Below are 26,193 nucleotides of genomic sequence, written 5' to 3'. Positions count from 1 at the left end.
CGTTACCAGGAATCAGTTGGGGGCCGCCCACGCGTCCGGCGACGCGCGGCGGCGGCGTACGGGGACGCGAGCGTCGGGGGTGCGCGTCAGGTGGCGATTGACATGCCTCTCGAGACGAGCGGCCGGAATGGTGAGCAGCGCGACCAGCACGACATAGACGACAGCCGCGCCGACCAGCGGCTCGTACACGCGCAACGTCTCGAAGCGCAGCGTATTGGCCGTTCCCATCACGTCGAACACCGTCACGGTCGACGCGAGGACGGTCGATTTCAGCAGCAGGATCGCCTCGCCGGTGAGCGCGGGCAGCGCGAGCCGCCACGCGCGCGGGCCGACGATGCGGCGCAGCACCTGCACGCGCGTCATGCCGTACGCGTGCCCGGCTTCGATCTCGCCGGCCGGCACGCCGGCGATCGCGCCGCGCAGGATCGTCGCGACATACGCGCTCTCGTTCACGCTCAACGCGACGATCGCGTACCAGAACGCGTCGCGCAGCAGCGGCGACGCCCAGCTGTCGCGCATCCATTCGCGCGGCACGATCTGCCCGAATCCGTAGTAAAGCAAATAGAGCTGGACGAGCAGCGGCGTGCCGCGAATCAGCATGAGCCAGCCGCGCGCGGACCAGCGCAGCGGCGCATGGCGCGCGCCGGCGGCGAGCGCGAGCGGCACGCCCAGCAGCACGCTGGCCGCGCCCGACACGAGCGTCAGCGCGAGCGTCGTCGGCACCGCGGCGAGCAGCTTCGGCATCACCGTGTCGAGCAGGAATGGCAGCGAGAAGATCATGCGGTCGCGCGCCTCGTGCCACGGTTCGCGTGGCGCTCGAGCGCCGCGAAGAGTCCCGTCGACGCGATGCTCAGCAACAGGAACAACGCGGCCGTGACGAGATAGAAGAATACGTAGTGGCGTGTCGCGCCGGCCGCGAGCTGGCTCGCTTTCAGCAGATCCGTGAACGAGCCGAGCACGCTGATGAACGACGCATCCTTGGTCGCGTTGAGCCACACGTTACCCGTGCCCGGCAACGCGAGCCGCGCGGCGGCCGGAAGCCGGATGCGCGCGAACGTCTGCCACGGCGTCATCCCGTACGCGTGCGCGGCTTCGATCTGCCCGGCCGGCACGTTGACGAGCGCCGCGCGGAAGATGTCGGTCAGATACGCACCCTGGATGAACCCGAGCGACAGCGCCGCGACGAGGAACGGCGGGAACGCGAAGTCGTCGGGCGCGAGGCCGCCGCGGTGCAGCGCGGCCTCGACGGCGGGCGCGAGCGCATAGAACGCGAGCAGCAGGCACAACAGCTCGGGCAGCGCGCGCACCAGCGTCGTGTAGAGCCGCGCGAGCCACGCGAGCGGCGCGTGGCGCGACAGCTTGCCGAGCGCGCCGGCGATGCCGAGCAGCACGCCGGTGCCGAACGACGCTGCCGCGACGCCGAACGTCAGCGCGAACGCGCCCGCGAACACGCGGCCATAGCCGCCGTCGCCGAATGCGAGCAACGCGAGCAGCGAATCGTCCGCGGCCATCGGGTCAGCGGCCCTTCTCGATCGTGCCCTTCAGGTTCGGATAGCGGGCGGTGATCGCATCCCACGTGCCGTCCTGCTGCAGTTGCGCGATCGCGGTCGACAGCTTGCCGCGCAGCGCATCGCCCTGGCGCACGCCCGCGCCGATGCCGAGGCCCAGCACCGGATTGTCCGCGCAGGTCGCCTTGACCTCGAAGTCCTTGCCGTCGCGCGACGCGAGGAATGCCGTAAACAGCCCCTTGCCTTCCTGCACGTAGTCGACCCGGCCGGACACCAGATCCGCGAGCGCGTTGTCGAACTTGTCGAAGGCCTTGATCTGCGCGTCCGGCTTGAAGCGGGAGTCGAGGAACGCCGAGAAGTTCGTGCCGGCCTCGACGCCGATCACGCGGCCCTTGAAGCTCGCGGGCACCGCGCAATCGACACGGCGCCGGTCGCTCTTCGCGCCGACGAACACCGTCGGCGACTCGTAATAGGCACGGCTGAAATCGATCGCCTTCTGCCGTTCGCCGGTAATCGTCATCGACGACCAGATCACGTCGATCTTGCGGTTCTGCAACGCCGGAATCAGGCCGTCCCACGCAATGTCGGTGAGCTCGCAGCGCACGTTCAGTTTGCCGCACGCGGCATCGAGCAGGTCGATTTCCCAGCCCTTCCACTTGCCGGCCGCGTCCTTCGAGAAGAATGGCGGATACGACTCGGCGTCGATGCCGACGCGCAACGTCGGCTGGGCTGCATGGGAAGCCGGCACGAGGCCGAGTACGAACAGCGCGGCCGCGGCACGGCGGACCCTGGAACGCATCAAACGATTCATGTGGCGCATTTCTGAAATAACGTCGAAACGACCGGCGTCGCAGCCGGCAGGAGGCCAGACTGTAAAGCGCGCGCAAGCGTGTACCAAATGGTTATTTTTTCGATGGATATCTGATCGCGCGATATACCGATCGACGCTGTGCCAGGAATTTCAGATCGTGTGCGCTGCCGTCGCCATTGCGGGCTCAGCCGACGAATTTCGCCTCCACGCCACTGCGCACGACGAGGTCGAACCGTTCCGGCCGAATGTGAAACACCGTGGATTCGCACGTGCGGCCGTCCGCGAGGCGCGACGTGCGCCGCAGCACGAGCAGCGGCGCGTGCTTGTCGGCGTTGAGCCGGGCCGCGATATCGTCCGGCGCGGCCATGGCCGTCACCGACATGTCGGCATCCGTGATGCGCCAGCCGAGCAGGCTCTCCAGCACCTCGTAGGTCGACATGCGCTCGGCCTGCTCGAACGTGACGGCGCCGGCGTCGGGCAGCAGGCAGGTCTGCGCGAGCGCGACGGGTTCGTCGTCGACCCAGTGCAGCCGTTCGAGATAGATGCAGCGCGTGACGTCGGCGGCAAATGCGTGCCGCAAGCCCGGCGGCACGTCGCACGCTTCCATGCGCAGCAATTCCATCCGCGCCCGCGCGCCCTGCGCGGCGATCGAATCGTGCAGCCCGCGCAGCACATCGAGTCGATGCCGCAGCCGCTGCTTCGCGGCGAACGTCCCTTTTCCCTGCTTGCGCTCGACGATGCGCGCGTCGCTCAGCCGATCGAGCGCGAGCCTGACGGTCACGCGGCTCACCTGAAAACGCTCGCTCAACTGCGCCTCGGACGGCAGCTTGCCGGTCGGCTCGTACACACCGCGCTCGATCTCGTCGCGCAGCGTCGTCGCAAGCTGCTCGTAAAGCGATGTCGTGTCGTCACGCACCAGCGTCATCGATCCTTCCTCGTCGTGCTGGGTTCGCGCTATGCGCGTTTCCCGATATCGATATGAAAAGCAATTGGAATGCTCAACTTGTATTAATACGTATTATTACATCTCGACAGACGGTCGGGGCCGCGATTCGGGGTCCCGATGCCCCGGGGAGCATACCAGTGACTGAAAACGCAATCGGCACGCCGCCGCTCGATGGCGTGCAGGGCAGCCGGCCGACACGGGCCGAAGCGGCCACGGCGCCACGCACCGATCCGCACGCGGCGGGACGATCGCGCGGCGCGCAGCGGCGTGCCGCGATCGGTTTTGCCGCCGCGTGGCTGGCGTTCTTCGCGATCGCCTGGTGGTTGCCCGCGCCCGCGCATCTTTCCGCCGAGGGCCGGGCGACGCTCGCGGTCGTCGCGTGGGTCGCGATCGTCTGGATCACCGAGGCGATTCCCGTCGGCGTGAGCGGCATCCTGCTGCCGATGCTGCTCGTGCTGTCGCATGCGAGCCCGTCGTTTCCGAAGGCGGCCAGCGGCTTCGCCGCGCCCGTCGTGTTCCTGTGCCTCGCCGCGTTCCTGTTCTCCGCGATCATGCAGGCGAGCGGGCTCGACCGGCGCATCGCCCTGCTGCTGCTCGATCGCCTGAAGGTGCGCACGGCCAACGGCGTGATCTGGGCGATGTTCGCCGTGAACTGCGTGATGGCGCTCGTCGTGCCGGCCGCGAACGCACGCGCCGCCACGCTGCTGCCGGTCACCAACGGCATCGTCCGGCTGTTCGGCGAATCGCCGCGTGAACGCGCCGCGCGCAAGGCGATCGTGATCCAGACGCTCGTGTACGGCGCGATGATCAGCGGCATGTGCATCCTCACCGCGCATCTGCCGAACATGGTCGTGTCCGGCCTGCTCGAGAAGCAGCTCGGCATCCGGATCTCCTACCTGACGTGGCTGAAGCTGCAGTGGCCGTATCTCGGGATGTTCGCGATCACGCAGGGCTGGGTGCAGTTCCATTTCCGCTCGCGCGCCGTCGCGCTTCCCGGCGGCCCCGGCGCGATCGCGGCGATGCGCCGTACGCAACCGCCCGCCGCCCGCAACGACTGGGCCGTGCTCGCGCTGTTCGCGGCCGTCGCCGTGCTGTGGGCGACCGAGCCGCTCCATCACCTGCCGTCGGAAATCGTCGCGCTGATCGCGCTGGCGCTGTTGTTCGCACCCGGCGTGCTGCGCTTCGGCTGGGCCGAGGTCGAGCAGCGGACGATCTGGGGCACGCTGTTCCTGCTGGCCGGTGCGCTGTCGCTGTCGTCGGCGATCAGTGCGTCCGGGCTCGCGAACTGGGCCGCCGATCACATCTACGTCGCCGCGCGCGGGCACGGCTGGTGGCTCGCGATCGCGATCGTGATGCTCGGCACGCACGTGATCCGCATCGGCATGCTGTCCAACGTCGCGGCCGTCACGATGATCGCGCCGATCGCGCTCGCGCTGGCGCCGCGCCTCGGGCTGCATCCGGTCGCGTTCACGATGCTCGTCAGCGATACCGACAGCTTCGCCTATCTGCTGCCCACGCAGATCACCGCCGGCGTCATCGCGTACAGCAGCGGCGCGTTCTCGACGGCCGACTACGCGAAGGTCGGCGCGGTATCGGTGCTGATCGCGATCGTCTATGGCCTCTGCGTGATCGCGCCGTGGTACGCGTACATGGGCATCCCCGTCTGGGACGCGAGCGCGCCCTGGCCGTTCGCGCATTGAAGCGCGCCGCTTTCCAACGACATCATGTTGCATCCCTCATGAACGAATCCACGGACGCTCCCGATTCCGTCGCAGCCCGCGCCGCCGCGCTGCGCGACCGCCTGGGCCCGCACGTCGCACCCGCGGGCCTGTACGAACGCCACAAGCGCCTGCCGTTCGCCGGGCGCGTGCATTGCAACGTCACGCGCCTCGAAGCCGGCGAGTGGAGCGAGATCGTGCTCGACTACGAGGTCGGCTCGTCCGGTATCGCCGACGGCGGCTGGCTGAAGGCCACCTTCAAGTTCTATTCCGACTGGGCGCTGTTCCAGACGAGCGACCCGGCCGCGGCGAACTACATCAGCGCCGAATACCATGCGGCGCCGCTCGTGCCGGGGCAGAGCCCGGCCACCGTGCAGGCGCTGAACGTGCGCTTCGACCAGAAGGGGCACGAGCGGCCGTTCCAGAAGGCGGTGATCGTCGACGTCGTCGACGGCTACGTGAACGCCGGCGACCGGATCGTGATCCGTCTCGGCGATCGCCGTCGCGGCCCCGGCACGCGCGTGCAGACCTTCGCCGAGGACAACTTCCGGTTCCGGCTCTACGTCGATCCGTTGGGCACGTCGCGTTTCGTCGCGGTGCCCGGCGACGTCTCGATCGACATCCGCGCCGGCGCGCCGTCCGACGTGCTGCTGAACGGCCCGCGCTTCGTGCGGCCGGGCACCCGCGCGCCATTCCGGCTGTCGCTGCAGGATCGCTGGGGCAATGCGTGCCGCGACGTCGGGGGCACCGCGCGCGTCGTTGCATATGACGCGCAAGGCGAAGCCGTCTACCGGCGCGAACATGCGCTGCCCGAGGCGGGATTCGCGAGTTGCGCGGTCGACGACCTGCCGGTCGACGCCGGCACGCTGCGCATCGTGGCCGACGTGCCCGCGCGGCCGGACGTGCGTGCGGCCGAAGCGTGGCTGACGCTCGACGCGTCGTTGCCGGTATCGCGCGCGCTGTATGCGGATCTCCATGTGCATGCGCACGACACGGTCGGCACCAACAGCCCCGAGTACAACGCACGCTACGCACGCGACATCGGCGGCATCGACGTGCTCGGCTATACCGCGAACGATTTCCAGATCACCGACGAGAACTGGCAGCTCGGCGTCGACGCGGTCGAACGCTTCAACGAGCCGGGCCGCTTCGTCGTGTACCCGGTGCAGGAATGGTGCGGCAGCTCGACCGCGGGCGGCGACCATAACGTGGTGTTCCTCGGCGATGCGCGGCCGGATTTTCCGTACAACGCGCGCGGCGAACACAACCGTACGCTGGTCTGGAACGAGGACATGAAAGGTCATGCGGTCGAGCTCGGCCGCTGGCCCGTCGAGGAACTGTGGGACGCGTATGCCGACGCTGCCGCGCAGCATCTGGTGATGCCGCACGTGGGCGGCCGCCGCTACATTCCCGACTGGCACCATCCCGAGCTCGAACGGCTGGTCGAGATCGCGTCGTCGTGGGGGCACTTCGGCTGGCTGTACCAGGACGTGATCGCACGCGGCTACCGGCTCGGCGTCGCGGCCAGCGGCGACGAACATCGCGGCCGGCCGGGTGGTGGCGCGCCCGGCGTGCAGGTGTTCGGTGTGCACGGCGGGCTGACGGGTGTGCTCGCCGACGTGCTCGATCGCAAGCACGTCGGCGAGGCGCTGCGCGCGCGCCGCACATGGGCGACCACCGGCGAGCACAGTGCGCTGCTCGTGCGTTGCGGCGATCACTGGCAAGGCGATGCGTTCGCGCATCGCGGGCCGGCGCGGCTCGACTACCGGCTGCTCGGCCAGTCCGGGTGGGAATACGTGGCCGCGTACGATCACGAAGGACGGGTGTGGGAACGCAACCTGCATGCGGAACTCGGCTACGCGGATCGCCTGATCCGCGTGCGCTGGGGCGGCGCCCGCATCCGGGACCGCTATCGCTGGGCCGCGTGGCGCGGCCGGATCCGCGTCGTCAACGGCACGATCCACCGTTTCGGATCGAACGGCTTCGAGCATGTCGAGGAGTCGGCATGGCGTACCGGCGCGACCGACGTCGAATTCCGCAGCGACACCTATGGTGATGCGGACAGCATCGAGCTCGACATCGGCAATCTTGCCGACGCGACGATCGTGGTCGAAGGCACGATCGACAGCTTCGCGAAGGTCGGCGATCCGCTGCAGCGCAATCCGTTCGTGCATGCGCCGACGTTCCGCTTCGAGATCAGCGGCGCGGACCTGCTCGCGCAAGGAACGGCCACGCATGCGCTGGGCGGCACCGAGTTGTTCGTCGCGGTCGAACGGTTGACGGACCAGACGCTTCCCGTCGATCTCGCGGGCAGCATCGAAGTCGCGGCGGAAAATGCGTCGTTCGGATTCCGCCCCGTCTATTTCTTCGGGCGGCAGCGCAACGACAGCAAGGTGTGGTCGTCTGCCCAGTTCATCACGTTCGAGTGACGCGCATGCGCGATCCGAGCGCCGTGCCGGCGGCGTTGCCGACGGGTCGGCCGCGCATGGCCGCGCATGGCCGGGCGCCCGGTGCGCCACCCTGAAGCCGGCCCGCCCGGCTTGCCGATGGAATACTCCCCGCCGAGCGGGCAGAGGCGCTTTGAAACGATCAACCGAGCCACGTCCTGATATTCGCCCGCATCGCGCCGGCGGAGATCCCGTAACGGTCGTGCAGCGTCGGCAACGCGCCGGCAGCGAGGTACGCATCCGGCAGCGCGATCTGCCGGAACGGCGCCGCGACGCCAGCCGCAAGCAAGGCAGTCGCCACCGCTTCGCCGAGTCCGCCGATCACCGTATGGTTCTCGGCGACGATCACCATGCGCCCCTTGCGCGACGCCTCCCGAACGATGGTCGCCGTATCGAGCGGCTTGATCGTCGGGACGTGCAGCACGGCTGCATCGATGCGGTCGGCTTCAAGCGCCTTCGCGACCTCGAGCGAACGCATCGTCATGATCCCGGACGAGATCAGCAGCACGTCGTTGCCGTCGCGCAGCAGCTTCGCCTTGCCGAGTTCGAAACGGTAATCGTATTCGTCGAGCACGGCCGGCACGTTGCCGCGCAGCAGGCGCGCGTACACCGGCCCCTGGTGCGCGGCGATCGCCGGCACCATCTGCTCGATGTCCAGCGCGTCGCACGGATCGATCACGGTCATGTTCGGCATCGCGCGCATCAGCGCCAGATCCTCGGCCGCCTGATGGCTCGGCCCGTAACCGGTCGTGAGGCCCGGCAATGCACACACCAGCTTCACGTCGAGATTGTCCTCGGCGATCGCCTGATGGATGAAGTCGTACGCGCGGCGCGTCGCGAATACCGCATAGGTCGTGACGAACGGCTGCGCGCCTTCGTGCGCGAAGCCGGCGGCGGCGCCCATCAGCAGTTGCTCGGCCATGCCCATCTGGTAGTAACGCTCGGGAAATTCCTTCGCGAAAATGTGCAGGTCGGTGTACTTGCCGAGATCGGCCGTCATGCCAATCACGTTGCCGTTCGTGCGCGCGAGCTTCGCGAGCGCATGGCCGAACGGCGCGGCGCGGGTCGCCTGCCCCTCGGTCGCGATGGACGCGATCATCGCGGAAGTCTTCAGGCGCGGCTTGTTGTCGACGGTGCTCATGCGTGTCTCCCTGCTTCGAGTGCGTCGAGCGCGAGCTTCCACTCGTGCGCATCGACGCGGATGAAATGGCTCTTCTCGCGTGCTTCGAGGAACGGCACGCCGCACCCCATCTTCGTGTCGCAGACGATGATCCGCGGCTGCGGCCTGTCATGTCGGCGCGCGTTGTCGAACGCGCGCTTTACCGCGTCGATATCGTTGCCGTCGACTCGCTGCGTATACCAGCCGAATGCTTCGAGCTTGTCGACCAGAGGCTCGAACGCCATGACTTGCGTCGACGGGCCATCGGCCTGCTGGTTGTTCACGTCGACGATCGCGATCAGGTTGTCGAGCTTCCAGTGCGCGGCCGACATCAGCCCTTCCCAGATCGCGCCTTCGTCGAGCTCGCCATCCGAAAAGAGCGTATAGACGAGCGCGTCCGAGCCGTTGCGCTTGAGCCCGAGACAACGGCCGACCGCGATCGTCAGGCCCTGGCCGAGCGAACCGCCGGACATCTCCATGCCGGGCGTGTAGCTCGCCATCCCCGACATCGGCAAACGGCTGTCGTCGCTGCCGTAGGTTTCGAGCTCCTCGGCCGGCAGGATGCCGGCTTCGAACAGCGCCGCGTACAGCGCGATCGCATAGTGGCCGTTCGACAGCAGGAAGCGGTCGCGCCCTTCCCACTCGGGATCGTCGGGGCGATAGCGCATCGCGCCGAAATACGCGACGGCCAGCACGTCGGCGATGTCGAGCGCCTGGCCGACATAACCCTGCCCCTGGACTTCGCCCATCAGCACGGCGTTTCTGCGGATGCGGTACGCGCGCTCGGCGAGCGTGACCGCTTCATGAATGGTTTCGGTATCCATCGTTGGCTCCAGTATTGGATCGGAAGGCATGCAGGTCGAATCGGCGGTGATCAGCGATTGACGGAGCGCGGCACGAGGAACACCAGCAGCGCGCCGAACGTAATCGCGACGGAGATGAAGAGGAGTCCGGCGGTGGACTTGCCGGTCAGGTCGTTCAGCCAGCCGACGATCGCCGGCGAGAAGAAGCCCGCGAGGTTCGCAAAGCAGTTGACCGCGGCGATGCCCGCCGCCGCCGACATCCCGCCGAGCAGCGCCGTGGGCAGCGACCAGAATTGCGACGACGACGCGAGAATGCCGGCGGACGCAATGCTCAGGCACACGATCGACGCGCCGACACTGCCGAGCATCGGCAACGTCGCGAAGCCCGCCGCCGCGATCAGCATCGGCACCGCGAGATGGAAGCGGCGCTCGCGGCGGCGATCCGCGCTCATGCCGATCAGCGGCAGCGCGACGATCGCGCACGCATACGGAATCGCGGTGAACAGGCCGACCCACAGCGGATCGGCGACGCCGGCCTTGCGAATGATCGTGGGCAGCCAGAACGTGAGGCCGTACTGGCCGAGCACGACGCAGAAGTAGATCGCGGCCATCAACCACAGGCGGCGGTCGGCGACGAACGCACGAATCGACAGGTGGGCGGTCGTGTGCTCGGCGTCCGCCGACACGTTGCGCGCCAGCAAGGCTTTTTCGGCATCGGTCAGCCATTTCGCGCCGGCAATGCCGTCATCGAGATACAGCAGGATCGCAAAGCCCAGCACGAACGAAGGCAACGCTTCGAGCAGGAACAGCCACTTCCAGCCCGCCATCGACATCGCGCCGTGCAGCGAATGCATGATCGCGCCCGACAGCGGGCCGCCGATGATCCCCGCCAGCGGAATCGCCATGAAGAACAACGACAGTGCCTTGGCACGACGCGCCGACGGGAACCAGTACGTGAGGTACAGGATCACGCCCGGCGCGAAGCCCGCTTCGGCGACGCCGAGCAGGAACCGCAGCACGTAGAACGCGGCGGGCGACTTCACGAACACGAAGCTCGCGGAAATCACGGCCCACGTCAGCATGATGCGCGCGAGCCAGCGGCGCGCGCCGACGCGATGCAGGATCAGGTTGCTCGGTACTTCGAACAGAAAGTAGCCGAGAAAGAAAATGCCTGCGCCCATCCCGTACACGGTCTCGCTGAAACGCAGGTCGTTGAGCATCTGCAGTTTCGCGAAGCCGACGTTGACCCGGTCGAGATACGCACCGAGATAGCACAACATCAGGAACGGGATCAGCCGTCGCGCGACCTTCGCATAGGTCGCCGCTTCGAACGTCTGCGCGTCGTCCCGTTGCAGCAGCTCGCCCTGAACCGGCGAGGCGGGGTACTTTGCTCTCATCTTTGTCTCCTGCCATGGCCCCGGGTTGTCCCGGGTGCATGATGGTCGGCGCCGCGCGTGTCGCGGCGCCGTTCTCAGTGAATCAGCATCCCGCCGTTGACGTCCAGCGTGATGCCCGTCAGGTAGCTCGACAGGTCGCTCAGCAGGAACAGGCACGCATTGGCGACATCGACGGCATCGCCGAGGCGGCCGAGCGGAATGCCCTTGACGATCTCCTCGCGCATGTCGGGCGTCAGCTTGTCGCCGGTGATGTCGGTCTGGATCAGGCCCGGCGTGATCGAATTGATGCGGATACGGTCGGCGCCGAACTCGCGCGCCATCGCCTTCGCGAGGCCGAGCACGCCGGCCTTCGCGGCGCTGTAGTGCGGGCCGCCGAAGATGCCGCCGCCGCGCTGCGCGGACACCGACGACATGCACACGATGCTGCCGCCGCGCTGCTCCTTCATCGCCGGCAGCACCGCCTGCGACATGTACAGCGTGCCGCGCAGGTTCACGTCGACGATCGCATCGAAGTCGCGCCCGGAAATGTCCAGCGTGCGCACCGGCTGCGTGATGCCGGCGTTGTTCACGAGGCCGTCGATACGGCCATAACGCGCCAGCGTCGCGCGGGCCGCGGCCACGCACGCGTCGCGATCGGTCACGTCGCAGGCCAGGCCGAGGTGGTCGGGCCCGAGCTCGGCGGCGGCCGCTTCGGCGTCCTCGCGACGCAGGTCGAGAATCGCCACGCGCGCGCCCTGGGCGGCCAGCGTGCGGGCCGTGGCCTTGCCGATACCGCGCGGCGATGCCGCGCCGGTCACGATGATGGTCCTGTTGTCGAGCAACATCGTTCGTCTCCTGTGTTGATGTGTGTGCAGAGTGTCGGCTCGCCGGACACCCGCATCAACGCGGAAACGCTCAGGCATGGTTGAGAAAATTTCAGATGACGCCGCGCGGGCCGTCACGGCGTGCTGCAACGCAATATTGCACGCGGCCCGGACGCGCGACGCTCAGTTCGCGCGGCGCTGCGCCGCGACTTCCCGCTCGATCCACGCAAGGAAGCGTTTCACGCGAGGCAGTTCCCCGTTCTGCCGCGGGTAAACGAGATGATGCGCACCGACTTCCACCGCATGCGTCTCGTCGAACACGGGCACCAGCGCGCCTTCGCGAATCTTCACCGACGCGAGCATCAGGCTTTCGAGCGCGATGCCGAGGCCGAGCGCGGCGGTTTCGAGCGACATGTACGACCGGTCGAACGAAAAGTCGAAGGTCTTGCGGGCCGCGAGCGATACGCCGGCCCGGCCGAACCACTGTTTCCACTGCACGAGCGGCGTTTCGGAATAGATCAGCCGATGCGCGAGGAGGTCTTCCGGCGCGTTCACCGGATGCCGTTCGAGGTATTGCGGCGACGCGAGCGGCGCGATGAACTCGCCGCGCATCGTCTTCACCTCGAGGTTGTCCCAGTTGCCGTAGCCGTGGCGGACGTCGATATCGTAGAAGCCGTTCGAGAACGATACGTTTTCGTAAGAACACGCCAGGTTCAGCTGGATATCGCCGTTCGCTTCCTGAAACGACGACAGCCGCGGCAACAGCCACATCAGCCCGAAGCTCGGGCTCGAATGCACGCGCAGGATATCGACCTCGGCGCGGCTCGACGCGCGCTCGGTGGCGCGGCTCAGGTCGGCCAGCGAGCCGGTGACGTCCGCCAGATAGCGCTCGCCGGTCGGCGTGAGGACGAGCCCGCGCCCTGATCGCTGGAACAGCGGCTGGCCGATCTGCGATTCGAGGTTGCTGAGCTGGTGACTCACGGCGGACGCGGTCAGGCCCAGTTCTTCCGCGGCACGATTGACGCTTTTGGTCCGGGCGACACTTTCGAACGCGATGATTGCCTTGAGCGGCGGGATGCGCATGTTGGTATCCGTTGGAATGAGCAGATCGCCTGGCAAAGCGATATCGAAACGACACCTGGAACATTGTCCGGGCCAGGCCACTGCAATACGTTACATGCCAATTCTAGAGTGCCCGAGGGCCGCCGTTCGCTGCAACGTGGTCCCGACCGGCGGGCGCGCACCGGTTCCCTTGGCGCGCGACGCACGCGCGGCGGCCCTGTCGGGTCAGGTTGCCCTGGCGCCCGGGCACCGCTTCGATCGATCATTGCGCCGGCGCGGCGGGTCGTCATTCCGGTTCAGGAACCGGCAACCCCAGCCGCCAGCTCAGGTTCCTGCGCGCCTGCCTCTCGCAGCGCGCGTAGAAGAATTCCGTCAGATAGATGCGCGGACGCACGAGCAGCCCGCGCAGAATGTTCCGCTCATGAAAATCGTAGGCCCGGTCGTCGAGATCGGGACGCTCTGCCCGCAAACGCCGGCCGTCTTCGCGAAACCGGCTGCGGGAAGCGCCGAGCGCGGCCAGGTCGATGTCGCACGTGAAGCGGGTATCCGGTTGCGCGGCAATGCCCGCGTGGGTCGTCGCGAGGATCATCGCGCAGACGGGGTCGCACGCGCGGATTCGCCCCCCGGCCTGGTGCCGGAACCAGTCCGCGCTACGCTGCTCGTTGTCCTTCGCGCCGGGCACGAAGATCACGTCATGGAACCAGAGCGCGAGTTCGACGGCGTCCGGCGCGGGAATCGCGTCGCGCGCCAGGTCGAGATGACGCAGGCATCGCCGTACATGCACGAGCGTATGGTAATGGCGCACCGGCTCCGCATAGCATTGCGCGAGCCTGCGATAGACCTCCTCGGCATGGGTCCCGCCGCTGCACGACCACAACGCGACGAACCGCGCCTGCATCCGGTTCACGTTCGCTCCTTGGACCGGGGCGTCCGCGCGGAATCGCCCCATGCCGACATGACTGCGATGCGCTCAGAGAAATTCCCTGCGGATGTCGATGCTCGAGCGCTGCCCGATGTTTCCGTAGTGATGCGCGAGCCACACATCCGCCTCGCGTCGCCCGTGGTCATGCAGTTCGCTCAGAAATGTCCAATCCGCGTTGTACTTGCTCGATACGCTCAGCGCGGACAGCGCATCGTCGGCGCGAATGGAATGAATCAGCATTTCCTTCATCTCGCCGCGTTGTATCGTGCCTTGCTGGATCAAGTCGGTGACGAACGCGATCGCCCGCATCTCGCGCATCAGCGACGAATTGAAACTGATCTCGCTGATCCGGTTGAGGATTTCCGCGGCGGTGATCGGCACGCCGCGACGCACGAGCGGATTGATGTGCACGATCACGACGTCGCGCGTCGCGCAGTTGTAGATGAGCGGATAGATGGCAGGATTGCCCATGTACCCGCCATCCCAGTAGTACTCGCCGTCGATCGAGACCGCCTGGAACAGGGTCGGCACGCATGCCGATGCCAGCACCGCGTCGGCACTGAGGTCCGCTCCGGTGAACAGGCGGATCTTCCCCGTCTCGACGTTGGTCGCGCACACGTACAGCCGGATCGGACAGTGCTTGCGCAGCGCGTCGAAATCGACCTGGCTTTCGAGCACCTCGCGCAGCGGATTCAGGTTGTTCGGATTGAACTGATAGGGTGAAAAGACCCGCAGCATCATGTCGGCGAACGCATACAGCGGCGAATGATCGAGCCCGAAGCTGTGCGTGCCCTTCAGCCAGGGCATCCAGCGCAGCGGGTTGTAGCGCTCCGCCGATTGCGCGACCGCGTGCCAGAAGTCGTGCAGTGCCTGACGCGCGCCGTCTTCGCCGCCCTTGTGCAGCCCGTATGCGAGTACCGCGGCGTTCATCGCGCCGGCGCTGGTTGCACTGACGCCTTCGATGTCGAGCCGGCCGTCTTCGAGCATGCGGTCGAGCACGCCCCAGGTGAAGGCGCCGTGCATTCCGCCGCCCTGCAACGCGAGCGCGATCGGTTTGCGCGGGCCATCGTTGCCGCGTCTTGCGTGCGTGGTTGCCATGCCCGTCTCCTCGGCGCTCCGCGCAGGCGGAGCAGCGGCAGGTCATCGAGCGCACGTCGTCACGCGATCCGTCGCCGTGCGCCGTTGTTCCATTCATCCTGCGCGCGCGTCCAATGCATCCAGCAGCGCTTTCGCGTCGCGCAGGTCGCTTGTATCGAAACCTTCCGTGAAGCAGGCGAGCACCTCGGACAGCGCTCGCCTCGCCTCCACGGTTTTCCCCTGCCGCTGCAAGAGCCGCGCAAGGTCCGACGCCGCCCGCAATTCCAGCGCTCGGGCACCCTGGCGGCGCGCGCGCTCGATCGCCCGGTGAAAGCAGCCGGTGGCCTTGTCGTCGCGCGCCGCGACCGCCCCTTCGTCGCACGCCGCGACGGCCCCCTCTTCGCTCGCCGCGACGGCCCCCTGCTCGCTCGCCCCGCCGGCCAGATAGACGCCCGTGAGCCGGTACAGCTCGGCCTCGAAGCAGTGCTCACCGGTTTGCTCGACGAGCGTCGTCGCCTCTTCCAGCAGGTCCAGCGCTGCCCGCCGGTCGCCCGCGCGCCAGTAACTGTCGGCCAGCAGCGCGAGGGAATAGGGCCGCTGGTCTTCGCCGCCGGCGGCCCGCTGCGCATCGAGGCCCAGCCGCATCTGCGCGATGCCGTCCCGGATGTTGCCTTGCGCGCTCATCGCCCAGCCCCGCAGGAGCGTCCCCCATGCGAGCCAGTACGGCAAGCCGTGCTCGGTCGATACGGCAATGACCGCTTCCGCGCGCTCGGCGGCAAGCGTCGGCTCGCGCCGCAGCTGATGCAGGTGTGCCGTGTAGGTCAGGCTGAACGCCAGGGACGGCCCATAGGAAAGGTGCCGTGCGAGCGCCAGTGCTTCGACGCTGCGCCTGAGCGCCTGGTCGGGATACCCCTGGATCCACAGGGTCAACACCAGGAAACTGAGCGCCCGGATGCCCGGATCGACCCCGTGCGCGAACACGTGGGCCTGATGCTGCTCCGGATCGTAGATCGCGATCGCCTGTTCCAGGTGGGTGCGGGCGGCCGTGAAATCGCCCTGCAGGAAGAAGCACGAACCCAGCGCGCTATGGGCCTCGATGAGAAAGCCGGGGTCGTTCGCATCGCGGGCCGTACCGAGCATCTGCCGGCCCAGGTCGGTCGCGAGCGCATATTCGCCGCGCACCACGTGGTGCATCCGCAATCCCAGCTGCGTCGCGAAGCGTTGCGATACCTCGCCCGTGCGCTCGCACAACTCGAGCGCGCGCGTATAGGTGGCGCCCACCTCCGTCGCGCCATACCCGCGCACATCCATCAGGACCGGCCCGAGGGACAGCAGCAGCGTCAGTTCCCAATGCGCGCGCATCGGTGTGTCCGGCAAGCCCTTCAGCAACGCAAGCGCCGCGCCGAGGTGATTCATCGCATCGTGATGAGCCGCATGGCGCAGCGCCTGCTGGGCCGCACGATGCAGGTATTCGACCGCCTTCGGAATGTTGCCGCTCTGACCGTAGTGATGCGCGAGTTCGCTGCAGTAATCGGCGATGCGCGTCGGGAACAGCACCTCGATCGCCTGCGCGGTGCGCTCGTGCAGCGCGGTGCGCCGCTCCGTGAGCAACGAGCGCCCGGCCACTTCCTGGGTCAGCGCGTGCTTGAACGAATAATTGACCTCGGGAAAGGCGGGCCGCTCGTAGATGAACTCCGCGGCTTCCAGATGCGCGAGCAGGCGACGCAGTTCGTCGTCCCGCGCCGCCACCTCGCCGCAGATGCGCCGGATCAGGCTGAACGGAAACTCGTGGCCGATCACGGCAAGCGCCTGCAGCAGTTCCTTTTCCTCGACGGGAAGCCGATCGATCCGGGCCGCCAGCACGCCCTGCACGGTGGTCGGGATATGCAGCGTCGCCGGCGTCTCCACGATGCGATAACGCCCGGCATCGCCGAGCAGCGACTTCTCTTCGACGAGCGTCTGGACCACTTCCTCCATGAAGAACGGATTGCCCTCCGTCTTCTCCAGAATGAGCTGCTTCAGCGGCACGAGCGTGCGATCCTCGCCGAGCAGCGCCGTGAGCAGCCCCTGCGCATCGGACGGGCCGAGCGGCTCGAGCCGGATCCTGCTGCAATGAACCACGCCGGCCCACGCCGGCCGATACTCGGGCCGGTAGTTCACCAACAGCAGGATGCGTGCGTCCGGCACGTGGTCGATCAGGTAGCTCAGGAATGCTTCCGTTTCACGGTCCAGCCATTGCAGATCCTCGAACAGCAAATGAACCGGCTGATTCTGGCTCTCGCGCACGAGCAACTGCCTGATCGCGTCGAAGGTGCGCTCGCGCCGGATCTGCGGGTCCATCTCGACCAGCACCGAGCCGCCCTCGCCGATGCCGAGCAGATAGAGGACGTACGGCACGAGGTCCTCGAAACCGCGCTCCAGCGCGAGCGCCTTGCCGATCACCTTTTCCCGGCAGCGCCGCTCGTCGTCCTGCGGCGTGATCTGGAAATAGTTCTTCAGGAGTTCGATCAGCGGCAAATTGGAAAACGCCTTGCCGTGCGATACCGAAAACGTCTCCAGCACCAGCGCGCCGCGCCGTGAACGCTCCTTGAACTCGTGGAACAGACGAGACTTGCCGACGCCGGCCTCGCCGACCACGCCGACCACGCGCCCGTGCCCGGCCCGCATGGTCTCCAGGGCCCGGTTCAGGTGCTCCAGTTCCGTTTCGCGCCCGACGAACCGCGCGAGACCACGGTGCGCCGCCAGCTGCAGGCGCGTGCGCAACGCACCCAGCCCCAGCACTTCGTAGACGCATAGCGGCGCGGGAATGCCCTTGAGTTGCGTGGCCCCGAGCGCCTTGAACTCGAAATAGCCTTCGGCCAGCTTGTGGGTGGATTCGCTGACGAGAATCGACGTGGGCGCGGCGATGCCCTCGATCCGCGACGCGATGTGGATCGTATGCCCGAGCGGGTCGTATTCGGTGTGCAAGTCGTCGGTGCGGATCGAACGGACGACGACCTCGCCGGTATGCACGCCGACGCGAATCTGCAGAGGAATGCCCTCCTGCAGCCGAATCCGGTCGCCGTGCTGGCGCATCGCCTGCTGCATGCGCAATGCGGCGAAGAGCGCGCGCTGCGCGTGGTCCTCGTGGGCGATCGGTGCGCCGAACAGCGCGAGGATACCGTCGCCGAGCGATTTGGCGACGTACCCTTCGTAGTAGTGGACCGCCTCCATCATCAGCTCGACCACCGGCACGATCAGGCGATGCGCCACTTCGGGATCGAGGTCGTGGATCAGCGCGGTCGACCCGGCCATGTCGGCAAACAGCGCGGTAACGGTCTTGCGCTCGCCGGCAGGCTCGCCGCGCGCTTCCATCGCCGCGTGTTCGGCACGGATGCGCTCGGCCAGATGATCGGGCGTGTAATGAATCGGGGTGGGCGACGGTGCTTGAGCCGGCGGTCGGGACGATGGCGGCATGGCGGCAGGTGTCGCCAGCGGCGCACCGCAATGGCTGCAGAAGCGGGCTGTCGGCGCTGCGTCATGCCCGCACTGCGGGCAGGTGCGGGACAGCACGGCGCCACATTCCTGGCAGAACCCCGCACCGGGAGGATTCTCCGATCCGCAAATTGTGCAGCGCATAAAACCCTCTTCCAGCCAAGGGTCGACCTCGAAACATTATGCGCCACTCTCTGCCGGCATTCAGGTCGGTGAATGCGCGTACGCATGCCGACGAGCGAAGGAACGAACGGTTTGATGGGCGCGGCCGGTGGCATCAGCGGCCGCATCATTCGCCGACGTGCAGGACATCCACGCCGATTGCCTCGGCTCGATCCGCGCCGCCCGCCGCGTCCCTACATCTTCCCCGCCAGGTGAAACCGCGACGCCGGATGCCACAGCCTGACCGACGTCGCGACGTGCTCGCCGACCCAGGTGCGGCGCTTCAACACCAGGCACGGCTCGCCGATTTCCATCACGAGATGCCGGCGCACCTGCGCATTGGGTTTCTCCGCATAGATCCGGAACTCGGCGCGCTGGATCGGCGCGAGCCGCACCATGTAGTGGTTCGGCGTCTCGATCGTGAAATCCTGCTCCAGGTAGTCGGGAAACAACGCCGGATTGACGTAGCGATCCTCGAACTGGATCGGCTCGTCTTCCTCGAAATGCACGATGCGCGAATGAAACACCGGCCCCGAGCGAAGCCCGAGCGCATCGATCGCATCCGGGTCGATGCTGCGCTCGATCAGCACGACGCGCGCGCTGTGCCGATGCCCCCGTTCCGCAATCTCGTCCGCGATGTTGCGGATCTCCAGGACCGTCGACTCGTAATGCCGGCGCTCGACGAACGTGCCGGCACCCTGGATGCGGGTCAGCACGCGTTCGTTCGTCAGTTCGCGCAGCGCGCGCGACACCGTCATCCGGGCCACGCCGAATTCCTTGACCAGCTCGGCCTCGGTCGGGATCGCGCCGCCGGGTTTCCAGTCGCCCTTCGCGATCCGCTCGACGACGTAGCGCTTGATCTGTTGATAGGCCGGCAGTGCGCGCGCCGGCACGGCCTCGCCCGATGCCCTCGCCGGTCGTGCGGAAAGTTGTCGCTCCGTCTCGTTCATGCACCCTCGACCGAATGAATAATGGATGATCCGCCCGTCGTCGCCGGTCGTCACTGCAACGGCGGCGGCGCCCCCCCGACGATGCCGGCCGCGATCGCGATGTCGTCCGCGAGCGGCCGGTCGTCGCGATACGCCGGTACGCGTTCGCGCACGTGTCGCCACAGCGCGTCGGTCGACGCGGCCCGCCCGGTTTCGTTCGCTTGCAAGTCGTATGCCTGCGCGGCGGCGAGCAGCTCGATCGCGAGCACGCGCGTCGCGTTCTCGATGATGTCGAGCGCCTTCAGCGCGGCCGGCGTCGCATGACACAGGTGATCTTCCTGCAGCCCCGACGTAATGCCGCCGTCGAGGCTCGCCGGCGCCGCGAGCCGCTGATTCTGCGCGACCAGCGCGACCGCCGTGTACTGCGCGATCATGAAGCCCGAACACGTGCCGCCCGGCGCCGCGAGAAACGCCGGCAGGCCGCTCACGAGCGGATTGACGAGACGGTCCAGCCGCCGCTCGGCGATGGCCGCCACCTGCGCCATCGCGGCCGCGAGGCTGTCCATCGCCAGCGCGATGCCCGCGCCGACCGCATGCGCCTGCGAATGAACGGCCGGCGCATCGCGCGTACCGGCGACGATCGGATTGTCGGTGACGGACGCGAGCTCGCGATCGACGACGTCCGCCGTGACCGCGAACACGTCGCGCGCCGCGCCGTGCACGTGCGGAATCGTGCGCAGGCTCAACGGATCCTGCGTATGCCGCCCGCTCGCCGCGGCGAGCATCGGGCTGTCGGCCAGCATCGTCCGCAAGCGCGCGCCGACGTGCCCGATGCCGGGCGAGATCCGCAACGCGAGCGAGGCCGGGTCGAACGCGGCGAGTTGCCCGCCGAGATTCTCGAAGCTCGCCGCCGCGATCCAGTCGGCCCAGTCGAGCAGCCGTTCCGCGCGGGCCAGCGCGAGCGCGGCGAGCCCCGTGACGCACGGCGTGCCGTTGACCAGGCTCAACCCTTCCTTCGCACCGAGCACGAGCGGTTCGCGGCCGATGCGGCGCAGCGCCTCGGCGCCGCCGATGCGTTCGCCGCGGTGGCGCGCATGGCCGTGCCCGATGCAGACGAGCGCGACGTGCGCCATGTGGGTCAGATAGCCGACCGAGCCGTGCGCCGGCACCTCCGGCAGGCAATCATGCTCGAGCAGCGCGACGAGCTGGTCGACGACGTCGGCATGGACGCCCGAATGCCCGTGCGCGAAATTGTTGATCGCGGCCGCGATGATCGCGCGCGTTTCGGCCGCGCCGAGCGGCATGCCGACGCCGACCGCGTGACTCATCAGGATGTTGCGCGACAGCGTGCTCTGCTGTGCCGGCGACACGATCACGTCGCACAGCGCGCCCACGCCGGTATTGACGCCGTAAGCGCGAATCCCGCGCGCGACGATCTCGTCGACGAGTTCGCGCGCGGCAACGACGCGCGCGCGTGCCTCGTCGGCCAGCGCCAGCGGCTCGCCGGCCGCCACCGCCGCAACCTGTCGCCAGTCGAGCGGCCGGGCCGCACGGAATACGGTCATGGCAGCCTCAGTTGGTGGTGCGGTCGTGGTGGCTCGACACGAATTGCCGGAAGCGCTCCGAGCACTGGCCGCCGAACAGCGCGTCGGGCGGCCCGTCCGAGTCGACCTCGCCCTGATGCAGGAACAGCACGCGATTCGACACGTGCCGCGCGAAGCCCATTTCATGCGTGACGACCAGCATCGTGCGCCCCTCTTCCGCCAGCGAGCGCATCACGCGCAGCACTTCGCCGACCAGCTCCGGATCGAGCGCCGACGTCGGTTCGTCGAACAGCATCACTTTCGGATGCATCGCGAGCGCGCGGGCGATCGCGACGCGCTGCTGCTGGCCGCCCGACAGGTGCGCCGGATAGTAGCCGCGCTTGTCGGCGAGACCGACGCGCGCCAGCAGCGCCTCGGCCTCCTCGACCGCTTCGGCGCGGCTGCGCTTTTGCACGCGCAGCGGCCCCTCGACGAGGTTGTCGAGCACCGTCATGTGGGACCACAGGTTGAAGTTCTGAAAGACCATGCCGAGCTGGGAGCGGATCCGGTCGACCTGGCGCCGGTCGCTCGGATGCAGCTTGCCGTCGCGCGCGCGCTTCATCGCGAGCGTTTCCCCGGCGAGCGCGACGGAGCCGTCGTCGGGTGTCTCGAGCAGGTTCAGGCAGCGCAGGAACGTGCTCTTGCCCGAGCCGCTCGCGCCGAGGATCGAGATGACGTCGCCCTCATGCGCGTCGAGCGAAATGCCCTTCAGCACATGATGGTCGCCGAACGACTTGTGGATGTTCTTGACCGACAGCGCAACGGGAGCAGCGGTGTTCATCGGATTCTCCTGGAAAGGACGGGGACGCTCAGGGCGCGACGCGTTGAGGATTGCGCGTCGCCGCGGCGGGCGCACCGGTGGGCTTCGGCGCACGCAAGTGCCCGGAAAGCCGCCATTCGAGCGCGCCGAGCAGGCGCACGACGATGAAGTTCAGGCCCAGATAGATCACGGCGGCGCAGACGAACACCTCGGTCGTCCGATAGGTTTGCTGGATGATCTGCTGCGCGACGCCCGTCACTTCCCATACCGTGACGAGGCTCGCCAGCGCGGTCGACTTGACGAGCAGCACCGCTTCGGTCGAATACGCGGGCAGGCACTGGCGCAACGCGATCGGGCCGATCACGCGCCGCAGCAGCGCGAAGCCCGACAGCCCGATCGAATAGCCGGCCTCGATCTGCCCGACCGGCACGGCCATCAGCCCGCCGCGCAGGATCTCGGCCGTGTAGCCCGCCGTGCACAGCGCGAGCGACAGCACCGCGCAGACGTACGGCTCGCGCAGCAGCGGCCACATGAAGCTTTCGCGGATCACGCCGAACTGGCCGAGCCCGTAATACACGAGGAACATCTGGATCAGCAGCGGCGAGCCGCGAAACACGAGGATGTAGGCACGCGCGAAGCGGTTCGGCAGCCAGCGCGGCGACACGCGCATCGTGACGATCACGAGCGACAGCAGGCCGCCGAGCACGAGCGAGGCGAAGAACAGGCCGAGCGTGGTCGGTACGGCCGCGAGCAGCTGGCGCAGCGTATCGAAGAGAAAAGCGAAATCGAGGGACATGCACGTTCTCCGTCAGTTGCGCGCGAAATTGCGGCGGAACGACCGGCCGACGATCGCTTCCGCCCGGTTGAACACGCGGTTCGACACGCCCGTCATCAGCAGATACAACGCCCCGCCCGCGACGAAGAACACGAAGTACTGGTGGGTCGAGTTGGCGGCGATCTGGCTCGTGCGCAACAGCTCGGCGAGCCCGGTGACCGAGATCAGTGCCGAGTCCTTGAGGCTCAGCTGCCACACGTTGCCGATCCCGGGCAGCGCGAAGCGCAGCACCTGCGGAACCAGGATGCGCCGCAGCACCATGCTGCGCGGCATGCCGATCGCGCGCGCCGCTTCGAGCTCGCCCTTCGACACCGCGAGCACCGCCGCGCGATACACCTCCGCCTGGTAGGCGCCCGAGATCATGCCGACCGCGAGCGCGCCGATCACGAACGGCGGCACGCCGATGAAGCCTTCCGCGCCGAACCACTGGCCGACGGCCGTGACGAGCGTCGAGCCGCCGAAGTAGAACAGATAGATGACGAGCAGTTCGGGCACGCCGCGAAATACCGTCGTGTACAGGTCGCCGAGCAGGCGGGCGCTGCGGTAGCGCGACAGCTTCGCCGCCGCGATCGCCGCGCCGATCACCGCGCCGACCGCGAGCGCGGCGAGCGTCAGCGCGACCGTCATCAGTGCGGCGAGCAGCAGCACACCGCCCCAGCCTTCGGTTCCGAAGCCGAGCATTTCGAGAATCGCCATGCGTGCCTCCCGGCAAGCGTTGAGTGAATCGGCAGGATGCCTGCCGCCGCGCGTCGTTCGGGTCGCTCGCGCGGCGGCGGCGTGCTTACGGCGTGACGTCGGTCTTGAACCACTTGTCGGCCAGCTTCTTCACCGTGCCGTCCGCGAGTGCCGCGCCGATCGCCGTATCGAACTTCGTCTTCAGGTCGGCATCCTGCTTGCGGAACGCGAGCCCTTCGCCCGGCCCCCAGATCGGCCCGCCGAGCTTCGGCCCCGCGAGCACGATCGACGCGGTGTCCTTCTTCGTGTTGTTCGCCGCGTAGTACGTGACGTCGTCGAACGACGCATCGATGCGCCCGGCGACGAGGTCGAGGTCACGTTCGGGCGAGGTCTTGTACACGCGAATCGACGCGATGTCCTTGAAGCTGTCGTTGATGAATTTCGTATAGACGGTGCCCGACTGGATGCCGATCGTCTTGCCCTTCAGCTGCTTGCGCAGCGCGTCGACGGTGGGCTTGTCCGCGTTCGCGTCACCCGTCAGCTTGACCATCGGCGCGCCGGGCGCGGCCTTCGGCAGGATCTTGGTATCGGTGACGGCGAACGTCGCGGGCGTCGCCGCATACGGACGCGAGAACAGCAGGATCTTTTCGCGCTCCGGCGTGATGGAGATCGCATCCATCAGGATATCGAACTTGCCGGCCTGCAGGCCGGGAATCATCCCGTCCCAGTCCTGCGCGACCATGTTGCACTGCACCTTGATCCGCTCGCACACGTTGGCGAGCAGCTCCGGTTCGAAACCGCCCAGCTTGCCGCCCGGCAGCGTGAGGTTCCACGGTGCGTAGCCGCCTTCGAGCGCGACCGTCACCGTCTTCCATTCCTTCGCCTGCGCCGGCGCCGCGAGCGTTGCCGCCGCAGCCGCGATGACACCGATCGTCCTGATTGCCCACTTGATCCGCTTGCCGTTCACGAGATTTCTCCTTGCGTTGAGGTTCGTCATCCCTTCGGTGCTGCAGCAAGCCGCCTCAGGAATTTGTCTATACAAGCATGCAAGAAGAAAAACAGCGCGACAAGCAGCGATCAAAAAAAACCGGTGAAACGCGGGAAATCCCCTAATTTCGGGGCTCTGACGTGCCTCGTCGTGGGGAATTCAGGCACGCGTTTGGTGCATCTCGTACGATCCATTCGCAAGGATGACTAGACAAATTCCGGATTGGATCAGCGGGCGGCAATGCGGGGAACCCGGGCCGCGACGGACGCGGCGCGCTCGGGTGGTCACGCCTCGCAACGACGCTGGCTCGAACGGGAACGAAACTGATTCGGGCGGGCCGGCTGCCGATGAAACACGAGCGGCCCGTGAGTCAAACGGTTCGGCATCCTGCCTGAAATCGGCATTCGCGCAGAAGATCGCCCGAAGCCGGTATCGGACACAAGGTCGACGTTGCCGTCGCGGTCCGGCGACGGCTTGCAATCGGGCTGCTACGAATCCGCGCGGCCGCCGGCGATCTCGATCGACGTCTCCCAGCGGAAGTAGCCGGACACCGCACCGCCACGGTCGAGCACGGCGAAATCGGCCGTGCACGTGGTGGCGCCCGCAGCCAGCACGTCGCTGCGCCAGTAATGGTCCGGCATCGGCCGGCACTGCGGATGGAGCAGGTCGTCGTCGGACGGCACCGGCGTCGCGGCGTCGCGCACCTGCGCTTCGATCGGCGCGACGATGCCGGCGTCCCGCAAGGCGAACCGGATGAACAGGACGCTCACTTCGGCACGCAGCGCCAGCGCCGTTTCGCGCAGGCGGAGCTGGTCGCCCGGCGACAGGCCGGCAAAGAGCCGGCTGTCGTTGCGGCCGAGCGGCCCGGTGTCGCCGGGGCTCACCACGTAGATGTGCCGGCCGTCGATCACGGTCGGCGCATCCGCGTTCCGGCTCGCATCGGGACAGGCCGACAGCAGCGTGACGGCATCGACGATCGCAAGCACGTCGCAACGAAGACCAGGCATGGCGCTTCCTCCGGAACGGGACAATGACGCGGGCGACCGTCGCATGGTCGCCCGCCTGCCGAGATCAGTTGTGGATCGAGATGAACGGGTCCCACTGATAGCAACCCAGCGACTGGCAATTGCGGTCGATGATCTGGAAGTAGAAGTGGTAGGTGACGCGGCCTTCCGACAGCGTTTCCGACGACCAGTAGTAGTTGTCCACCTTCTGGCAGGTCGGCGTCGACGGCGAGCTCGGGTTCGGAATCGGGATCGATGCGGTGGCCTTGCGCGGCGTCGGCGTCGAAATCAGGTCGCGGCCCTGGTTGGCGATGAAGCCGTAGAACACGACCTGCTTCTCGAAGCCCAGCGACAGGCTCGTTTCACGCCATCGGATCAGGTCGCCCACCTGGGCTTTCAGGTCGAGTTCGCCGCCCGCCTGCCCGGACACGACGTTGTCCTGGTTCGTGACCATGTAGACGTGCTTCCAGTCGATCAGCGTCGGGTTTTTCGGATCCCGGCTGGGATTCGGATATTTCTGGAGAATGGTTTCGGTATCGATCGAGACGAGCACATCGGTAACGCGTGACATAGAAGCTCCCGTTCAGGTAGATGGGTTGCCGGTGCGTGGACACCGTTCCATGCGACCTTCGATCACCGATCGGGTGATCGATTCGCACGAAACCTTGAAAACATCAATTTGTCCCGCGACTCGAATTTACATCGAGCGGTTAATCCAATGAACCTGTAAATGCTGACAGTTCTCGATTATTTTTTATAAGGACATCAATTTTCGAAAACAATATTCCGGATTGAATCGATATTTCACACGATTTTCAATACTGCAAAATCGGCGCACCCGGGGCGAAGCCTTCGCCGGATACGCGGGAGCGCGGTTCAAATGCGGCAAGCACGCGTCAGGCGGGGCGCAGACCCAATAAGGAGTATTTCAGCGTTTCAATAATATTTTTATTAACGCCGCCATTTTCCGGGACGAACGCGCGACCTTGATGCGCATATATTTGAATTGAATCTCGCATTTCACGCAAAAACAGAAACAAAAAGACTTGCGCGAATCGCGCCCAACTTCGCCATTACCGAACCACACGTGTAACGGCATTATTTCATCTCGCATTCCACCGCGATAGATC

General features: G+C 67.0%; 22 protein-coding genes. 2 read left to right on the top strand and 20 right to left on the bottom strand.

Features of this window, described 5'->3' with window-relative positions; all coding sequences use genetic code 11:
• Nucleotides 1-12 precede the first annotated feature (12 nt).
• The 4 genes from DIE12_RS33540 to DIE12_RS33520 form a co-directional block, all read right to left on the bottom strand.
• Nucleotides 13-780, bottom strand: coding sequence for an ABC transporter permease subunit (locus DIE12_RS33540; protein ID WP_044848614.1), 768 nt, complete (start codon nt 778-780; stop codon nt 13-15).
• A complete protein-coding gene (locus DIE12_RS33535) occupies nt 777-1,511 on the bottom strand; it encodes an ABC transporter permease (protein ID WP_124522768.1) in 735 nt (244 codons plus the stop codon). The genes DIE12_RS33540 and DIE12_RS33535 overlap by 4 nt, the downstream gene beginning before the upstream one ends.
• A 4-nt stretch (nt 1,512-1,515) precedes the next feature.
• Entirely contained in the window at nt 1,516-2,319 is an 804-nt protein-coding gene (locus tag DIE12_RS33530) for a transporter substrate-binding domain-containing protein (RefSeq protein ID WP_059496937.1), read from the bottom strand.
• Nucleotides 2,320-2,503: 184 nt separating this feature from the next.
• Nucleotides 2,504-3,244 (bottom strand): GntR family transcriptional regulator, encoded by a 741-nt coding sequence (locus DIE12_RS33520; protein ID WP_124522766.1) that lies wholly within the window; start codon nt 3,242-3,244, stop codon nt 2,504-2,506.
• 158 nt (nt 3,245-3,402) lie between these two features.
• On the opposite strand from DIE12_RS33520, the gene DIE12_RS33515 reads away from it, so the two are divergent.
• Together DIE12_RS33515 and DIE12_RS33510 are read left to right on the top strand one after the other, a co-directional pair.
• Complete coding sequence (locus tag DIE12_RS33515) at nt 3,403-4,965, top strand: anion permease (protein ID WP_260427362.1); 1,563 nt, start codon at nt 3,403-3,405, stop codon at nt 4,963-4,965.
• Nucleotides 4,966-5,003: 38 nt separating this feature from the next.
• Nucleotides 5,004-7,412: a hypothetical protein gene (locus tag DIE12_RS33510; protein ID WP_124522764.1), complete on the top strand. Its 2,409-nt coding sequence runs from the start codon at nt 5,004-5,006 to the stop codon at nt 7,410-7,412.
• Between the two features lie 160 nt (nt 7,413-7,572).
• Here the strand turns inward: DIE12_RS33510 and DIE12_RS33505 are convergent, their stop codons facing one another.
• The 16 genes from DIE12_RS33505 to DIE12_RS33430 form a co-directional block, all read right to left on the bottom strand.
• Complete coding sequence (locus tag DIE12_RS33505) at nt 7,573-8,571, bottom strand: transketolase family protein (protein WP_124522762.1); 999 nt, start codon at nt 8,569-8,571, stop codon at nt 7,573-7,575.
• Entirely contained in the window at nt 8,568-9,413 is an 846-nt protein-coding gene (locus DIE12_RS33500; protein ID WP_124522761.1) for a transketolase, read from the bottom strand. Before DIE12_RS33500 ends, DIE12_RS33505 begins: the two co-directional genes overlap by 4 nt.
• A gap of 50 nt (nt 9,414-9,463) precedes the next feature.
• Nucleotides 9,464-10,789, bottom strand: coding sequence for an MFS transporter (locus DIE12_RS33495; protein WP_124522759.1), 1,326 nt, complete (start codon nt 10,787-10,789; stop codon nt 9,464-9,466).
• A 74-nt stretch (nt 10,790-10,863) separates the two neighbouring features.
• Entirely contained in the window at nt 10,864-11,613 is a 750-nt protein-coding gene (locus tag DIE12_RS33490) for an SDR family NAD(P)-dependent oxidoreductase (protein WP_124522757.1), read from the bottom strand.
• A 162-nt stretch (nt 11,614-11,775) separates the two neighbouring features.
• A complete protein-coding gene (locus DIE12_RS33485; RefSeq protein ID WP_124522783.1) occupies nt 11,776-12,675 on the bottom strand; it encodes a LysR substrate-binding domain-containing protein in 900 nt (299 codons plus the stop codon).
• A 265-nt stretch (nt 12,676-12,940) separates the two neighbouring features.
• The gene (locus DIE12_RS33480) at nt 12,941-13,561 is read right to left on the bottom strand and encodes a hypothetical protein (RefSeq protein WP_124522755.1); all 621 of its coding nucleotides are present in this window, start codon (nt 13,559-13,561) and stop codon (nt 12,941-12,943) included.
• 63 nt (nt 13,562-13,624) lie between these two features.
• Nucleotides 13,625-14,674 (bottom strand): patatin-like phospholipase family protein, encoded by a 1,050-nt coding sequence (locus DIE12_RS33475; protein ID WP_124489580.1) that lies wholly within the window; start codon nt 14,672-14,674, stop codon nt 13,625-13,627.
• Between the two features lie 93 nt (nt 14,675-14,767).
• A complete protein-coding gene (locus DIE12_RS33470; protein ID WP_124522753.1) occupies nt 14,768-18,271 on the bottom strand; it encodes an adenylate/guanylate cyclase domain-containing protein in 3,504 nt (1,167 codons plus the stop codon).
• Nucleotides 18,272-18,483: 212 nt separating this feature from the next.
• Nucleotides 18,484-19,239, bottom strand: coding sequence for a histidine utilization repressor (gene hutC, locus DIE12_RS33465; protein WP_124522751.1), 756 nt, complete (start codon nt 19,237-19,239; stop codon nt 18,484-18,486).
• Nucleotides 19,240-19,289: 50 nt separating this feature from the next.
• On the bottom strand, nt 19,290-20,783 hold the full coding sequence (gene hutH / locus DIE12_RS33460; protein WP_124522749.1) for a histidine ammonia-lyase: 1,494 nt from the start codon (nt 20,781-20,783) through the stop codon (nt 19,290-19,292).
• Nucleotides 20,784-20,790: 7 nt separating this feature from the next.
• Nucleotides 20,791-21,582 carry an ABC transporter ATP-binding protein gene (locus DIE12_RS33455; RefSeq protein ID WP_124489576.1) on the bottom strand — a complete coding sequence of 264 codons (792 nt, stop codon included), beginning with the start codon at nt 21,580-21,582 and terminating at the stop codon, nt 20,791-20,793.
• A gap of 28 nt (nt 21,583-21,610) precedes the next feature.
• A complete protein-coding gene (locus DIE12_RS33450; RefSeq protein ID WP_124489575.1) occupies nt 21,611-22,357 on the bottom strand; it encodes an ABC transporter permease in 747 nt (248 codons plus the stop codon).
• A gap of 12 nt (nt 22,358-22,369) precedes the next feature.
• Nucleotides 22,370-23,092 carry an ABC transporter permease gene (locus DIE12_RS33445; RefSeq protein ID WP_044845491.1) on the bottom strand — a complete coding sequence of 241 codons (723 nt, stop codon included), beginning with the start codon at nt 23,090-23,092 and terminating at the stop codon, nt 22,370-22,372.
• An 85-nt stretch (nt 23,093-23,177) separates the two neighbouring features.
• Nucleotides 23,178-24,038 (bottom strand): transporter substrate-binding domain-containing protein, encoded by an 861-nt coding sequence (locus DIE12_RS33440; RefSeq protein WP_044845555.1) that lies wholly within the window; start codon nt 24,036-24,038, stop codon nt 23,178-23,180.
• A 509-nt stretch (nt 24,039-24,547) separates the two neighbouring features.
• On the bottom strand, nt 24,548-25,066 hold the full coding sequence (locus tag DIE12_RS33435) for an AidA/PixA family protein (protein WP_124489573.1): 519 nt from the start codon (nt 25,064-25,066) through the stop codon (nt 24,548-24,550).
• 64 nt (nt 25,067-25,130) lie between these two features.
• Nucleotides 25,131-25,634, bottom strand: a complete 504-nt coding sequence (locus tag DIE12_RS33430; protein WP_124489572.1) for an inclusion body family protein — start codon at nt 25,632-25,634, stop codon at nt 25,131-25,133.
• Nucleotides 25,635-26,193: the final 559 nt, after the last annotated feature.

It is taken from the genome of Burkholderia sp. Bp9015, assembly GCF_003853505.1.
Taxonomy (GTDB): Bacteria; Pseudomonadota; Gammaproteobacteria; order Burkholderiales; family Burkholderiaceae; genus Burkholderia.
This window is presented reverse-complemented; position numbering and strand designations above follow the sequence as displayed.

Coding starts and splice junctions, on each gene's coding strand:
- DIE12_RS33520 (WP_124522766.1), bottom strand. CDS start 3,244: ATGACGCTGGTGCGTGACGACACGACATCGCTTTACGAGCAGCTTGCG.
- DIE12_RS33475 (WP_124489580.1), bottom strand. CDS start 14,674: ATGGCAACCACGCACGCAAGACGCGGCAACGATGGCCCGCGCAAACCG.
- DIE12_RS33495 (WP_124522759.1), bottom strand. CDS start 10,789: ATGAGAGCAAAGTACCCCGCCTCGCCGGTTCAGGGCGAGCTGCTGCAA.
- DIE12_RS33470 (WP_124522753.1), bottom strand. CDS start 18,271: ATGCGCTGCACAATTTGCGGATCGGAGAATCCTCCCGGTGCGGGGTTC.
- DIE12_RS33455 (WP_124489576.1), bottom strand. CDS start 21,582: ATGAACACCGCTGCTCCCGTTGCGCTGTCGGTCAAGAACATCCACAAG.
- hutC (WP_124522751.1), bottom strand. CDS start 19,239: ATGAACGAGACGGAGCGACAACTTTCCGCACGACCGGCGAGGGCATCG.
- DIE12_RS33435 (WP_124489573.1), bottom strand. CDS start 25,066: ATGCCTGGTCTTCGTTGCGACGTGCTTGCGATCGTCGATGCCGTCACG.
- DIE12_RS33540 (WP_044848614.1), bottom strand. CDS start 780: ATGATCTTCTCGCTGCCATTCCTGCTCGACACGGTGATGCCGAAGCTG.
- DIE12_RS33535 (WP_124522768.1), bottom strand. CDS start 1,511: ATGGCCGCGGACGATTCGCTGCTCGCGTTGCTCGCATTCGGCGACGGC.
- DIE12_RS33505 (WP_124522762.1), bottom strand. CDS start 8,571: ATGAGCACCGTCGACAACAAGCCGCGCCTGAAGACTTCCGCGATGATC.
- DIE12_RS33430 (WP_124489572.1), bottom strand. CDS start 25,634: ATGTCACGCGTTACCGATGTGCTCGTCTCGATCGATACCGAAACCATT.
- DIE12_RS33510 (WP_124522764.1), top strand. CDS start 5,004: ATGAACGAATCCACGGACGCTCCCGATTCCGTCGCAGCCCGCGCCGCC.
- DIE12_RS33450 (WP_124489575.1), bottom strand. CDS start 22,357: ATGTCCCTCGATTTCGCTTTTCTCTTCGATACGCTGCGCCAGCTGCTC.
- DIE12_RS33490 (WP_124522757.1), bottom strand. CDS start 11,613: ATGTTGCTCGACAACAGGACCATCATCGTGACCGGCGCGGCATCGCCG.
- DIE12_RS33445 (WP_044845491.1), bottom strand. CDS start 23,092: ATGGCGATTCTCGAAATGCTCGGCTTCGGAACCGAAGGCTGGGGCGGT.
- DIE12_RS33530 (WP_059496937.1), bottom strand. CDS start 2,319: ATGAATCGTTTGATGCGTTCCAGGGTCCGCCGTGCCGCGGCCGCGCTG.
- hutH (WP_124522749.1), bottom strand. CDS start 20,783: ATGACCGTATTCCGTGCGGCCCGGCCGCTCGACTGGCGACAGGTTGCG.
- DIE12_RS33500 (WP_124522761.1), bottom strand. CDS start 9,413: ATGGATACCGAAACCATTCATGAAGCGGTCACGCTCGCCGAGCGCGCG.
- DIE12_RS33485 (WP_124522783.1), bottom strand. CDS start 12,675: ATGCGCATCCCGCCGCTCAAGGCAATCATCGCGTTCGAAAGTGTCGCC.